The organism is Nocardia wallacei (assembly GCF_029868745.1).
Taxonomy (GTDB): domain Bacteria; phylum Actinomycetota; class Actinomycetes; order Mycobacteriales; family Mycobacteriaceae; genus Nocardia; species Nocardia wallacei_B.
The window spans coordinates 1-13,083 of record NZ_JARWOP010000113.1; the positions used below are offsets into that span (position 1 = coordinate 1).

A 13,083-nucleotide genomic window follows, 5' to 3' on the forward strand; every position below is an offset into this window, starting at 1 on the left:
CGCCGCGGACCCGCGGTGGCCCCGCACCGTGGCGGGGGCGGGGCGGGGGCGCCGCGGCATCGCGGACCGCGCCGCCCGCGGGGTGTACCGGCCGGGCGGCACCGAACCGTACGACATCGCGTATCTGGCCCGCCTGCCCCGGCCCGACGGCCGCGGCACCGTGCTGGTGGTCGACGGGCTGCACCCGCCCGGCTCACTGGGCGCCATCCGCCTGCTCGCCACCCGCCTGGCCACGCTGCACGAACGCGCCGGGCTGCATCCCTTCTCCGCGGTGGTCGGCGTCCGTTACGACCGCAACACCGGCGAGCCGTTGGAGGCCGACCTCCTCACGCCCATCTATCGACACGAGAGGTGAAGCGGGCCAACGACTTCGGCCCTCAGGCCGCCACCTCCGCCGCTCGCAGCGTGTTCATCGGCGGGCGGTCGGCCAGCGACACCTCCGTGGTCAGTGATGTGAATTCGCCACTCACCAAAGGGAATTGGGTCAGGGCGGCGCCCGAGTCACGAATTCCGCTGCGGCCCAGCACAGTTCCCAGAATCTGGCGACTCATGACACCCAGGTCCGACAGCGGGCGGTTGCGGTGCGTGCGCACGCCGAGGTTCACCTGGCCGATGGCCGACAGGCCCAGCAGGTCGTAAGTGTCCAGCAGCAGGCCGATTTCGACACCGTAGCCGGGTGCGAACGGGACGGCGGTGAGCAGCTCCCGGGTGCCCGCGTACTCGCCGCCCAACGGCTGCAGCACCTGGGACAGGTCGGGCCGCAGCGCCGACAGCAGCGGCCGCGCCACCAGTTCGGTCACCCGGCCGCCGCCGTTGTGGTCGACCGAGTCGCCGTGCCGCAGCGGGCGCCGGTAGTAGGCCTTCACCAGATGCATGCCGTCGACCATCAGCAGCGGGCCGAGCAGCCGGGGAACGAATTCGGGATCGGGATCGATCAGGTCCGAATCGACGAACGCGATCAGATCGCCGGTGGTGGCGGCCAGCGAGCGCCACAGCACCTCGCCCTTGCCGGGTACCGGATCGAATTCCGGTACCGCCTGCTCGCGCGACACCACCCGGGCGCCCGCGGCGCGGGCCCGCTCGGCGGTGGCGTCGGTGGAGCCGGAATCCAGCACCACCAGTTCGTCGACCAGCGTGCCGACCAGCGGCCGGATGCTGGCGACCACGTCGGCGACGGTCCGCTCCTCGTTCAATGCGGGTAACACCACCGAGACGGTGCGCCCGTGTTTGGCGGCGACCAGTTCGTCGACCGTCCACGCCGGGCTGTCCCACGTGTTGGTGAGTGCCCAGTCGGTTGTGCCGTCGGATTCGATAACCAATTCGGGGTTGGTCGTCATACCAGACCTCGCAGAGTTCGTGCCGGGGGCCGGATGCCCTGGATTGCCGCGATCATGTCCACCACCCGCCGGGTCGCGGCGACCTCGTGGACTCGGAAGACCCGGGCGCCGGCCGCCGCCGCCCATGCGGTTGCTGCCAATGTGCCCTCCAATCGCTCGGAAAGGCCGACACCAAGAGTCTCTCCGATGAAATCCTTGTTGCTCAGCGCCATCAAGACCGGCCACCCGGTGTTTACAAGAACGTCCGACGCCCGCAACAGTGCGAGACCGTGGTAAGTGTTTTTGCCGAAATCATGGGTCGGATCGATCAAAATCGAGCTTCGGTCGACCCCGGCCGCCGCAGCATTTTCGGCGGACCGCACCAGGGTGTCGGTGACCTCGGCGACCACATCGGCGTAGCGCACCCGGTGCGGCCGGGTCCGCGGCCGCGCGCCGCCGGTGTGGCTGCACACGATCCCGGCACCCAGTTCCGCGGCCACCGTGACCAGATCCGGGTCCGCGCCCGCCCAGGTGTCGTTGATCAGATCGGCGCCCTCGGCCACCGCCGCCCGCGCCACCTCGGCGCGCCAGGTGTCGATACTGATGAGCAGATCGGGATAGCGGTCTCGGATGGCCGCCACGAACGGCACCACCCGCCGCGCCTCGGCCGCCGCGTCCACCTCGTCGCCGGGACCGGCCTTGACCCCGCCGATATCGACCAGATCGGCGCCCTCGTCGACGGCCCGCGCCACCGCCGCCAGCGCGGCCTCGTCGGAGAAGGTGGCGCCGCGATCGTAGAAGGAGTCCGGCGTGCGATTCACGATCGCCATCACCAATGCCCGGTCCGTTGCCACCGGTTTCCCGCACAAGAGGGGCAACGGCGCCGTCGAACTCATGCCCTCGACTGTACCGACCGCTGTCGCACCGACCTCGCAAACCTCCCGCATTACGGGCCCGCGACCGCCCGGCTACGCGGGTTTGCGGCCCCCGGCCACCTCGTCGGCGTAGCCGTCGTAATAGGGGACGTAGCCTTCGGCGCGGCCCGACAGGACGTACAGGGTGCTCGACTCGTCGGGGGTGTAGCCCTGCTTGCGTAACTCGACCTTGCGGCTCTTGAACGTCGAGGTGGTCTCCAACTCGTCGACGACGCGCACGAACAGCGGGACCGCGTACCCGGGCAGCCGCTCGTACAGGTGCGCGGCCAGCGCCGGGCCGTCGAGTTCGGCGCCGGGCCGCAGCGTCACCGCGGCCATGCCGGCCTTACCGTCGGCGCCCGGCACCTCGACGCCGTAGACCACCGCCTGGGTGAGTTGCGCGACGCCGTCGAAGGCGCCCTCCACCTCGGTCGTCGCCACGTTCTCGCCCTTCCAGCGGAAGGTGTCGCCGAGCCGGTCGGCGAAGGCGATGTGCCGCCAGCGCTGGTCGCGCACCAGGTCGCCGGTGTCGAACCAGGCGTCGCCGTCCTGGAACGCGTCGCGCACCAGCTTCGACTCGGTCGCCGACGGGTCGGTGTAGCCGTCGAACGGCGAGCGGCTGGTCACCTTGGACAGCAGCAGCCCCGTCCCGCCCGGCCGCACCCGGCGCAATCGGCCGTCCTCGAACCGCTCGGCCTTCCCGGTCTCGTCGTCGAACTCGACCACCGCGTACGGCAGCGGCCCGAAGCCTGCCGTGCGATCCACGCCGAAAGCGTTGATGAAGGCGGTGTTTCCCTCACTCGAAGCGTAGAACTCGACGATGCGCTTGATCCGGAACCGATCGCGGAACTCGTCCCACAGCTCCGGGCGCAGCCCGTTGCCGACCGCCAGCCGCAGCGCGTGCTCCCGCTCGGCCGGCTTCTCGGGCTGATTGAGCAGATAGCGGCACAGCTCGCCGATGTAGATGAACGCGGTGGCCCGGTTCGCAATCACCTCGCTCCAGAACGCGGAGGCGGAGAACTTGCGGCCGATGGCGAAGGTCGCCCGCGCACCCAGCACCGCGCCGAGCGCCACCGTCAGCGCGTTGTTGTGATACAGCGGCAGGCAGCAGTACATGGTGTCGTCACCGCGCAGCCGGATGCCCAGCCCGCCGAGCCCGGCCATGCTCTTGGTCCACCGCAGGTGCGTCATGACGCTGGCCTTGGGCAGCCCGGTGGTGCCGGAGGTGAAGATGAGGAACGCCTTCTCGCGGGCGCGGATATCGGCGCACACCGGCGGGTCGGTGGCGTCGGCCGAGCGGGCCAACTCGGCCAGTTCCTCGGTATAGAGCAGGTTGTCCGGCGGTTCGGGCAGCGAGTCCAGGGCCTCGCGGCACTCCTCCCCGATCACGTTCACCGCGCTGTCCAGCAGTCCGAAGCTGTGTGCCAGCACCTGTTCGCGCTGATTGTGATTGAGCAGTCCGACCGTCGCGCCCAGCTTCACCGTGGCCAGCACCACGAACAGCGTCTCCGGCCGGTTGGTCATCAGGACGCCGACCACGTCGCCGCGCTGTACCCCACGCTCGGCCAGCACGCTCGCATAGCGATTGACCTCGGCGTTGGCGTCGAGATAGGAGTACTCGCGGCCCTCGAATCGGATGAAGGGCCGCAACGGATTCCGGCGCGCGGCCCGCTGGAAATACAGCCCGACCGAGGACTTGTCGTCCGGCCGGACGAGCATGCCGAGCGCCCCGCGGAGCATGCCGGGCGCGTCCAGCGCCATGCCCGGCAGGCGGCGGGCGATATCGAGCAGGGTGACGCTGGTCTGGGTCTCCGTCACTGTTCCTCCGCAAGCGGTTTCGTCAACGCGTCGAACGCGGCCGTCAGGTCCGCCGACACGGTAATCCGATCCAGGGCGGCCTTGCCCACGAAACCGCCGTCCTGGATGCCGTAGAGCCACTCGAACAGCCCGCGATAGTGGCCGTGCGGGTCGAGCACCACCAGCGGCTTGTCGTGCATGCCGAGGTAACCGCCGGTCCAGGCCTCGAAGAACTCCTCCAGCGTGCCGATCCCGCCGGGCAGGGTCAGGAAGGCGTCGGCACGGTCCTCCATGACCTGCTTGCGCTCGCGCATGGTGTCGGTGACGACCAGTTCGTCGGCGTCGACATCGGCGACCTCCAGATGCACCAGCTGCTTGGGTATCACGCCGATGGTGCGCGCGCCCCCGGCGCGGGCCGCGGTGGCGACCGCGCCCATCATCGATACGTGCCCGCCACCGGACACCAATTGCCAACCGCGCCGGGCGATCTCGGTGCCCACCTGGGCGGCCAGCCGCAACTGCGCCGGATCCGCGGCACTGGCCGAGCAGTACACGCACACGGCGTACGGTCGGTCGCTCACCATTGGTCCTCCGTTCCCAGCCCGTTCTCGGCGCGGCTGCGCGCCGCCTCCAGCACGATCTCCACGACCTCCTCCACGCTGTCGGTGACGTGCAGCAGGCCCAGGTCACCGGGCGAGATCTTGCCCGACGCCGCCAGCGAATCGCGGAGCCACTCGACCAGCCCACCCCAGTAGCGCGTGCCGAACAGCACGATCGGGAACCGGGTGATCTTGTGCGTCTGCACCAGGGTCAGCGCCTCGAACAACTCGTCCAGTGTGCCGAAGCCGCCCGGCAGGCAGATGAACGCCTGCGAGTACTTCACGAACATGGTCTTGCGGGCGAAGAAGTAGCGGAAGTTGATGCCCAGATCCACCCACTCGTTGAGGCCCTGCTCCATCGGCAGCTCGATGCCCAGCCCCACCGAGAACCCGCCCGCCTCGGACGCGCCGCGGTTGGCCGCCTCCATCACGCCCGGACCGCCGCCGGTGATCACCGCGAACCCCGCGTCGGCGAGCGCGCTGCCGATGGCGCGGGCGGCCTGGTACTCGGGCGTCTCCGCCTGCGTGCGGGCGGAACCGAACACCGCCACCGCCCTGGGGATCTCGGCGAGCGCGCCGAAACCCTCGACGAACTCACTCTGGATGCGCAGCACCCGCCACGGGTCGGTATGCACCCAGTCGGCCGGGTCGCGACCGTCCAGCAAATGCTGATCGGTGGTCCCGCTCTCCTCTTTGCGATCGCGGCGCAACATTATCGGCCCGCGAAACTTCGGCGCCGACTTCTGCGATCGGGCGAACACTGGCTCCGAGTCGGTGGACATGCCGCCCAGGGTAGCGGGACCGCCGCGTCAGCTCTTGCCCGTCAGGTAGGTACGGAGGATTTGGGTCACGTTGGTGATCTGGGTGGTGGGAACTCGTTCGTCGATCTTGTGGGCCAGGTTGGGGTCGCCGGGGCCGAAATTCACCGCGGGGATGCCGCGGGCGGCGAAGCGGGAGACGTCGGTCCAGCCGTATTTGGCGCGGACTCCGCCGCCGCCGTGCGCGTGTACCCGTTCCACCAGGTTCTTCGCGGCGGGGGCGGACAGGCCGGGCAGGGCGCCGGGTGCGCCGTCGGTGCGCTCGAAATCGATGTCCAGGCCCGAGAAGAGCTGTCGCACATGCTCGGTCGCGTCGTCCAGCGAACGGTCCGGGGCGAAGCGGAAATTCACCACCACCTCGGCCTCGTCGGGGACCACATTGCCCGCCACGCCGCCGCCGATGTGGACCGCGGACAAGCCCTCGCGGTAGACGCAGCCGTCGATGTCGACCTCGCGCGCCTGGTAGCCGCGCAGTCGCTCGAGAATCGGCGCCAGCTGGTGAATCGCATTGTCCCCCAGCCAGGCTCGCGCGGAATGCGCCCGGGTACCCGACGTCGTGAGCCGCGCCCGCAGCGTGCCCTGGCAGCCTGCCTCGATCCAGCCCGCCGAGGGCTCCCCCAGGATCGCCAGGTCGCCGTCCAGCCACTGCGGCAGCTCGCGCTCGATGCGGCCGAGACCGTTGAATTCGGCGGCGATCTCCTCGCAGTCGTAGAAGATCAGCGTCAGGTCGCACACCGGGTCGGCGACGGTGGCGGCCAGGTGCAGGAAGACCGCGTCGCCGGATTTCATGTCGACGCTGCCGCACCCGTACAGGACCTCCTCGCCGTTCTCGACTTCGAAGCGGCCCGGCACGTTGCCCGCGATCGGGACGGTGTCGAGGTGCCCGGCCAGGATGACCCGGTGCGGCAGCCCCCGATCGGTGCGGGCCAGCACGGTGTTGCCGTGGCGCAACACCTGGAAGCCGGTGGTCTGCTCGCGTAGCGCCCAGGTCACGGTGTCGGCGATCGCGGCCTCGTCCCGCGACACGCTCGGCATGTCGACGAGGGCCGCGGCGAGGGTGATGGGATCCGCGCGCAGGTCGATGGTCACTCCTGTCACCCTAGCGGCGCGCTAATACACTCGGCTGCGTGAGTACACAGGGAGCATCCGCAGTCGGCCTCGCCACGGTGACCGTGAACGGCACCGTCCTCGACACCTGGTTTCCGTACCCCGAACTCGGCGAGTTCGGCGAGACGGGCACCACGAGGCTGAGCGCGGCCGACCCCGAATACACCCGGTTCGCCGAGCTGGTCGGGTTCGACGAGGCCCGCCGCGTGGACGTGATCGCGGTGCGCACCACCATCGCCGACCTGGCCGCGGCGCCCGCCGACACCCACGACGTGTACCTGCGGCTGCACCTGCTCTCGCACCGGCTGGTCCGGCCGCACGGCCTGAGCCTCGAGGGGCAGTTCGGCCTGCTCGCGAACGTCGTGTGGACCAACCACGGCCCCTGCGCGGTCGAGGAGTTCGAGCTGGTGCGCGCGAAGCTGCGCGCCCGCGGGCCGGTCACCGTGTACGGCGTGGACAAGTTCCCCCGCATGGTCGACTACGTGCTGCCCAGCGGCGTCCGCATCGCCGAGGCCGACCGCGTGCGCCTGGGCGCGCACCTGGCCGAGGGCACCACCGTCATGCACGAGGGCTTCGTCAACTTCAACGCCGGGACGCTGGGCGCCTCGATGGTGGAGGGCCGGATCTCCGCGGGCGTGGTCGTCGGCAACGGCTCCGACATCGGCGGCGGCGCGTCGATCATGGGCACCCTGTCCGGCGGCGGCAAGGAGGTCATCTCGATCGGCGAGCGCTGTCTGCTCGGCGCCAATGCCGGCCTGGGCATCTCGCTCGGCGACGACAGCGTCGTGGAGGCGGGGCTCTACCTCACCGCCGGTAGCAAGGTGGCGCTGCCCGACGGCCGGACCGTCAAGGCGCTGGAACTGTCCGGGCAGTCGAATCTGCTGTTCCGCCGCAATTCGCTGACCGGCACGGTCGAGGTGGTGGCGCGCCAGGGCACCGGCATCGAACTCAACGCCGTCCTGCACGCGAACTGACTATTCGATACCGAAGGCCAGCACGCGCTCGGGGGTGATCCGGATCAGTTCCCGGGAAGCCCCCGCCAGGTAGGTGTCGACATCACGCAAAGCCTGTGCGCTCCCGCGGATTTCGAGGCACCGCACCTGCCAGGGTTGCACCGAGGCGATGTCGTCGACGACGAACGCCACCCGCTCCTCCTTGGCGAGGTTGCGGAACTTCTGCGAGGCGCCCATGTTGTGGCCCGCGATGTCGATGGTGCCGAGGGCCTCGTTGTAGCGGAAGCCGACCGGATTGTTCTGCGGCGACCCGTCGGGGCGGACCGTGGCGAGCCGCCCCAGGCGCTGGCTGCGCAGGTAGTCGATCTGGGCGGGCGACAGCGTTGCGATCATGCGCCGACCGTACAACCTCGAGCGCGGTCGAGGTCAATCGAGCGCGTCAGCTCAGCTGTTTCTTCTGCACCTTGCCCATGGCGTTACGCGGGAGGGTCGCCACCAGCCGTACCTCCCGTGGCCGCTTGTGGGCCGAGAGTTGCTGGGCCACATGGTCGATCAGCTCCCGCTCGGCCGGCCGCGCCCCGTCGCGCGGGACGACGAAGGCGACGATGCGCTGCCCCAGATCCGCGTCCGGCACCCCGACCACCGCGACCTCGGCGACGGCGGCGTGCCCGAGCAGGCAGGTCTCGATCTCCCCGGCGCCGATGCGGTACCCGCCGGACTTGATCAGGTCCACCGACTCGCGTCCGACGATGCGGTGGAATCCCTCGGCGTCGATGGCGGCGACGTCTCCGGTGACGAACCAGCCGTCGTCGGTCCAGCAGGCGGCGGTGGCCTCGGGCCGGTTCAGATAGCCGTCGAACAACATCGGGCCGCGCACCTGCAGGCCGCCGATGCTCTCACCGTCGTGCGGCACGTCCGCGCCCGCCTCGTCCCGCAGCCGGGTCTGCACCCCCGCCACCGGCGTGCCCACCCAGCCCGGCCGCCGTTCCCCGTCGGCGCGGGTGGACAGCGTGATCATGGTCTCGCTCATGCCGTATCGCTCGACCGGAGCGTGGCCGGTCAGCTCGCGCAGCCGCTCGAACACCGGCACCGGCAGCGGCGCGCTCCCCGAGACCAAGAGCCTCGCATTGGCCAATTCCCGTGCGGCCGCAGGGTCTTCGACGACGCGCGACCACACCGTGGGCACCCCGAAATACAGGCTCCCCTTCGCCGCCGCATAGGCCGCCGGAGTCGGCTTGCCGGTATGCACGAGCGGGCTGCCGACCCGCAGCGGGCCGAGTAGGCCGAGAATCAGACCGTGCACGTGGAACAGCGGAAGGCCGTGCACCAGAGTATCTTTCGATGTCCACGCCCAGGCCTCGGCCAGTGCGTCCAGCCCCGCGGCGATGGCTCCCCGGCCGAGCATCACGCCCTTGGGCGCACCGGTGGTCCCGGAGGTGTAGAGCACGAAAGCCGTTGTGTCCGGGCCTGGTTCGGAATACCGGTGCCACGACCGCGCGTGCCGACGCACCGGGACGACCGGCAGCGCGGCGCCTTCCGGCGCCTCGCCCAGCCACGCCCGCGCGCCCGAATCGGTGAGGATGTGCTGGAGTTCGGCCGCGCCCGAGTCCGGCGGCACCGGCACCGCGGTCACCCCGGCGATCAGGCAGCCGACCACCGCGAGCACGGTCGGCACGGTCGGGCGGGCGAGTATCGCCACCCGATCCGCCCCGGCGACCCGCTCCGCCACCGAGGTGGCCGCGCCGATCAGATCGCTGCGCGACAGCGTGGTCCCGTCGACGGTGACGGCATCCGGAATATCGGCCCCGGCGGCCACGGCGGCCGGATCCAGCGAGCTCAACAGCGGCAACGACCCATACGACACGCGCCAAACCTACCAACGCCGACCACGCCCCGGTCGCCGCGTGGATCCTCAACAGGCCTGTGACGGTTGACACAATGATGAGTGGGTGAGAGCTTTGATATACAGCCTTCTCACGAAGAACGGGGTCGACGATGACCAGCCCGCTTCGCGCGACGACGCACGAGACCGCGCCGGACCGCGATTTCGACATCACCCGGCACCTGGACGGTTCCGCGGCCTTCTTCGGCGCCGCGGCCAATGTCATCATGCAACTCAGTACGCCGCCGGTCGGGTACGGCGTGGTGGAGAGCACCGTGGACAGCGGCAAGATCTTCGTGCACCCGATCAAGCGCTCCCGCACCACGCTCACGTATCTGGCCGTGGCCCTGCTGGGCAGCGACGACGAGCGGGCCGCCTATCGCGACGCCGTCAACCGCTCGCACCGCTCGGTGCGCTCCACCGCGAGCAGTCCGGTGAAGTACAACGCCTTCGACCCGCGCCTACAGCTGTGGGTGGCCGCGTGCCTGTACTGGGGCGCCCGCGACCTGCACGAACGAATGCACGGCCCGACGCCCGCGGCCGAGGCGGACGCGTTCTACCGGCACGCCGCCCGGCTCGGCACGACCCTGCAGATGCCGCCGGAGCTGTGGCCGCCCGACCGTGCCGCATTCGACCGGTATTGGGCGACGAATCTCGCGCAGACGACCATCGACCAGCCGGTGCGCGACTACTTCCAGGACCTGATCGATCTGAAGATGTTCCCGCGCCCGATTCAGCTGGCGTTCGGGAACTTTCACCGCTTCGTCGTGGCCGGTCTGCTGCCGCCGCACCTGCGCGATCAGATGGGCCTGCGCTGGAGCGAGCGCGACGACCGGCGGCTGGCCCGGCTGCTGCGCACCGTCGGCGCGGTGGAGTCGCGCATGCCCACGCCGGTAAAAGTGTTCCCGATCAACGCGTTTCTGCTCGACCTGCGCGTCCGCCGCCGGCTCGGGCGGCCATTGGTCTAGCAGATCAGGGGATGCGGAAGCCGGGCACCACATGGTCGCGGGCGAATCGCCGCAGCGCGGCGTCGTCGTCCAGCGGGATGACCGTCTGCGGCGTCAGCGCCATCGACAGCGAGCTGCGCGCGATCATCTCGGCCAACGGCTGCGGATCGTATTGCGGCAGTTTGCCTTCCGCCTGTAGCCGGGCGATGAACTCGGCCAGATAGTCGCGGCCCAGTTCGATCACCGGACCGCCCTGCACGGTCAGGTACGGCAACACGATCTCCGGTTCGGTCTTCAGCAACCGGTCCAGCAGCCGGTTGCGGCGCAGGCCGTCGAGGAAGGCCACGAACAGCTCCACGATCTGATCCTCGGCGCTGGCGTCGCGGTCGATCTGCCGCTGCACGGCCGCGTCCACCTGATCGATGAACTGCCGCGCCTGCCGCAGGCCGACGGCCTGGATCAGGTCGGATTTACCCGCGAAGCGCCGGTACAGCGTGGCCAGCGAGAGGCCGCCGCGCCGGGCCACCTCGACCATGCTGGTCCGTTTGATGCCGAAGTCGAGAAACGCCAGCAGTGCCGCGTCGAGCACCTGGGCCTGGTTGTTGTCGGTGCCCGCTCCGCGCACCAGCGGCAGCAGTTTCGCCAGCTTGGCCATGACCCGGTCCCCTTCCCGCTCGACACGATGACAGTGAAATCATCGCACATTGACACCCCGCCAACTCGGTGAGAAGGTGAGGCCCTAAGTTTCTCACATTTCTTGCGCCGCCCGGCGCGAAGCGAGATCGAGGAGACGTGTCGACGATGACCGCCGCGCTGCGCGACACCGGCCACGAGCCGAACCACCCGGAATCCACCCTGACCCCGGAGACCGTCCGCGACCACATCGACGGCATCGCCGCCTTCCTCGGTGGCGCCGCGAACGTCATCATGCAGCTCAGCCACCCGCCGGTGGGCTACGGCGTGCTGGAGAGCACCGTCGACAGCGGCAAGGTCACCCTGCACCCGCTCAAGCGGCTGCGCACCACCCTCACCTACCTCGCGGTGGCCTGGATGGGCACCGACCAGGATCGCGCGGCGTATCGGGAGGCGGTCAACGGCTCGCACCGGCCGGTGCACTCCGAGCCGGGCGCACCGTTGAAGTACAACGCCTTCGATCCGAAGCTGCAGCTGTGGGTGGCGGCCTGCCTGTACTGGGGCGTCGACGACCTCTACACCCGCATGCGCGGACCGATGGAACCCGAACTGGCAGAGGAGTTCTACCGGTACAGCGCCCGGCTGGGCACCACCCTGCAGATGCGCCCGGAGATGTGGCCCGCCGACCGGGCCGCCTTCTTCCGGTACTGGGACGAGAACCTGGCTCAGCGCACCATCGACGAGCCGGTGCGCCGCTACTTCGACGATCTGATCGATCTGCGGATGACCCCGCGGCCCATACAGGTGGTGTTCGGGCGCTTCCACCGCTTCACAGTGACCGCCCTGCTCCCCCAGCACCTACGCGACGAGATGGGCATGACCTGGACCGCCCGCGACGAGCGCCGATTCCGCCTCGTGCTGCGGGCCGTCTCGGCCGTGTGGACGCGCCTGCCCGGCGTGATCCGCGCGGCGCCGCTCAACACCTACCTCGCGGACATGCGCCTGCGCCGCCGCCTGGGCCGGCCGCTGGTGTGAGCCGCCCGGCGCCGGTAATCCGTTGGCGTGGTGCGGGTTTCCCGAATCGTTGCGCGGCGCGATCGCGGGCGGCTCGGGCACAACGCTTACCATCCGTGGAGTGACCGACGAGATCGAGCTGCGACCGTGCGCGGGCCCCGCCGAGTTCCCGAAGTTGGTAGACGTCTGGCGCAGCGCTGTTTTGGCCACGCACGACTTCCTGACGCCGGAGGATTTCGCCGACATCGAGAATCACCTCGCCGACGACTATTTCCCCGCGGTCGAACTCACGGTCGCCACCCTCGGCGGCGGGATCGTCGGTTTCTCCGGGTTGGTCGCGGGACAGCTCGAAATGCTGTTCATCGATGACGCGCACCGCGGCCGCGGCGTCGGCTCGGCGCTACTCCGCGCGGCACTCGGCCGCTATCCGTCCCTGACCGTCGACGTCAACGAGCAGAATCCGCAGGCACTGGGCTTCTATCTGCACCACGGCTTCGTCGTCACCGGACGCTCCGACACCGACTCCGAAGGCCGCCCCTACCCGCTGGTGCACCTCGTGTACGCGATCCCGGGCGACTGAGGCACCCTCAGCCGGCCAGCCGTTTCGCGGCGGCGGCGATGCGTTCGTCGGTGGCCGTCAAGCCGATGCGGACATGTTCGGTGCCGGTGGGACCGTAGAAGTCGCCGGGCGCCGCGAGGATGCCGCGCTCGGCCAGCCAGTCCAGGGTGGTGCGGCAGTTCTCACCGCGAGTGGACCACAGGTACAGGCCCGCTTGCGAGTGATCGATCCGGAATCCGGCCTCCTGCAACGCTTTTCGCAACACCTCGCGGCGCGAGCGGTACAGCTCGCGCTGCCAGTCCTCGTGCGCGTCGTCGCCGAGCGCCGCGGTCATGGCGGACTGCACCGGCAACGGCACCATCATCCCGGCGTGCTTGCGCACCTCGAGCAGTTCGCGGACCAGCGCCGGATCGCCGGTCACGAATCCGGCCCGATAGCTGGCCAGATTCGACGTCTTCGACAGCGAGTGGATCGCCAGCAGGCCGGTGTGGTCACCGTCGCAGACCTCGGGGTCGAGGATCGACACCGCGCGCTCGTCCCAGGC

The 13,083-nt window shown here is 69.8% G+C and carries 14 protein-coding genes and 1 pseudogene; 5 read left to right on the forward strand and 10 right to left on the reverse strand.

Annotated elements, in window-relative coordinates; translation table 11 throughout:
- Positions 1 to 355, forward strand: a pseudogene (locus QH470_RS08510) (hypothetical protein); the annotation flags it as partial.
- A 22-nt stretch (positions 356 to 377) separates the two neighbouring features.
- Here the strand turns inward: QH470_RS08510 and QH470_RS08515 are convergent.
- From QH470_RS08515 to dapE, 6 genes are all read right to left on the reverse strand, one after another.
- On the reverse strand, positions 378 to 1,337 hold the full coding sequence (locus QH470_RS08515) for a glucosyl-3-phosphoglycerate synthase (RefSeq protein WP_280271728.1): 960 nt from the start codon (positions 1,335 to 1,337) through the stop codon (positions 378 to 380).
- Positions 1,334 to 2,212 carry a dihydropteroate synthase gene (gene folP / locus QH470_RS08520; RefSeq protein ID WP_280271729.1) on the reverse strand — a complete coding sequence of 293 codons (879 nt, stop codon included), beginning with the start codon at positions 2,210 to 2,212 and terminating at the stop codon, positions 1,334 to 1,336. Before folP ends, QH470_RS08515 begins: the two co-directional genes overlap by 4 nt.
- A 72-nt stretch (positions 2,213 to 2,284) precedes the next feature.
- The gene (locus tag QH470_RS08525; RefSeq protein ID WP_280271730.1) at positions 2,285 to 4,048 is read right to left on the reverse strand and encodes a long-chain-acyl-CoA synthetase; all 1,764 of its coding nucleotides are present in this window, start codon (positions 4,046 to 4,048) and stop codon (positions 2,285 to 2,287) included.
- Positions 4,045 to 4,611 carry an LOG family protein gene (locus QH470_RS08530; protein ID WP_280271731.1) on the reverse strand — a complete coding sequence of 189 codons (567 nt, stop codon included), beginning with the start codon at positions 4,609 to 4,611 and terminating at the stop codon, positions 4,045 to 4,047. Before QH470_RS08530 ends, QH470_RS08525 begins: the two co-directional genes overlap by 4 nt.
- The gene (locus QH470_RS08535; RefSeq protein ID WP_280271732.1) at positions 4,605 to 5,408 is read right to left on the reverse strand and encodes an LOG family protein; all 804 of its coding nucleotides are present in this window, start codon (positions 5,406 to 5,408) and stop codon (positions 4,605 to 4,607) included. Before QH470_RS08535 ends, QH470_RS08530 begins: the two co-directional genes overlap by 7 nt.
- Before the next feature lie 27 nt (positions 5,409 to 5,435).
- Positions 5,436 to 6,533: a succinyl-diaminopimelate desuccinylase gene (dapE, locus tag QH470_RS08540; RefSeq protein ID WP_280271733.1), complete on the reverse strand. Its 1,098-nt coding sequence runs from the start codon at positions 6,531 to 6,533 to the stop codon at positions 5,436 to 5,438.
- A 38-nt stretch (positions 6,534 to 6,571) separates the two neighbouring features.
- On the opposite strand from dapE, the gene dapD reads away from it, so the two are divergent.
- Positions 6,572 to 7,525: a 2,3,4,5-tetrahydropyridine-2,6-dicarboxylate N-succinyltransferase gene (dapD, locus tag QH470_RS08545; protein ID WP_280271734.1), complete on the forward strand. Its 954-nt coding sequence runs from the start codon at positions 6,572 to 6,574 to the stop codon at positions 7,523 to 7,525.
- Here dapD and QH470_RS08550 read toward each other — a convergent pair whose 3' ends face one another.
- The gene (locus tag QH470_RS08550) at positions 7,526 to 7,897 is read right to left on the reverse strand and encodes a PPOX class F420-dependent oxidoreductase (RefSeq protein WP_280271735.1); all 372 of its coding nucleotides are present in this window, start codon (positions 7,895 to 7,897) and stop codon (positions 7,526 to 7,528) included. It abuts the gene before it with no gap.
- A gap of 46 nt (positions 7,898 to 7,943) precedes the next feature.
- Positions 7,944 to 9,353, reverse strand: a complete 1,410-nt coding sequence (locus QH470_RS08555) for an acyl-CoA synthetase (protein ID WP_425302635.1) — start codon at positions 9,351 to 9,353, stop codon at positions 7,944 to 7,946.
- A gap of 146 nt (positions 9,354 to 9,499) precedes the next feature.
- Here QH470_RS08555 and QH470_RS08560 point away from each other — a divergent pair, with 146 nt between their 5' ends.
- Positions 9,500 to 10,354, forward strand: a complete 855-nt coding sequence (locus tag QH470_RS08560; protein ID WP_280271737.1) for an oxygenase MpaB family protein — start codon at positions 9,500 to 9,502, stop codon at positions 10,352 to 10,354.
- A gap of 4 nt (positions 10,355 to 10,358) precedes the next feature.
- Here the strand turns inward: QH470_RS08560 and QH470_RS08565 are convergent, their stop codons facing one another.
- On the reverse strand, positions 10,359 to 10,988 hold the full coding sequence (locus QH470_RS08565; RefSeq protein ID WP_280271738.1) for a TetR/AcrR family transcriptional regulator: 630 nt from the start codon (positions 10,986 to 10,988) through the stop codon (positions 10,359 to 10,361).
- 146 nt (positions 10,989 to 11,134) lie between these two features.
- On the opposite strand from QH470_RS08565, the gene QH470_RS08570 reads away from it, so the two are divergent.
- Both QH470_RS08570 and QH470_RS08575 read left to right on the forward strand, forming a co-directional pair.
- A complete protein-coding gene (locus tag QH470_RS08570; RefSeq protein ID WP_280271741.1) occupies positions 11,135 to 12,001 on the forward strand; it encodes an oxygenase MpaB family protein in 867 nt (288 codons plus the stop codon).
- Positions 12,002 to 12,101: 100 nt separating this feature from the next.
- Positions 12,102 to 12,560: an acetyltransferase gene (locus QH470_RS08575; protein WP_280271739.1), complete on the forward strand. Its 459-nt coding sequence runs from the start codon at positions 12,102 to 12,104 to the stop codon at positions 12,558 to 12,560.
- Positions 12,561 to 12,567: 7 nt separating this feature from the next.
- On the opposite strand, the gene QH470_RS08580 is transcribed toward QH470_RS08575, so the two are convergent.
- On the reverse strand, positions 12,568 to 13,083 hold a 516-nt coding region (locus tag QH470_RS08580; RefSeq protein WP_280271740.1), incomplete at its 5' end, for an aminotransferase class I/II-fold pyridoxal phosphate-dependent enzyme.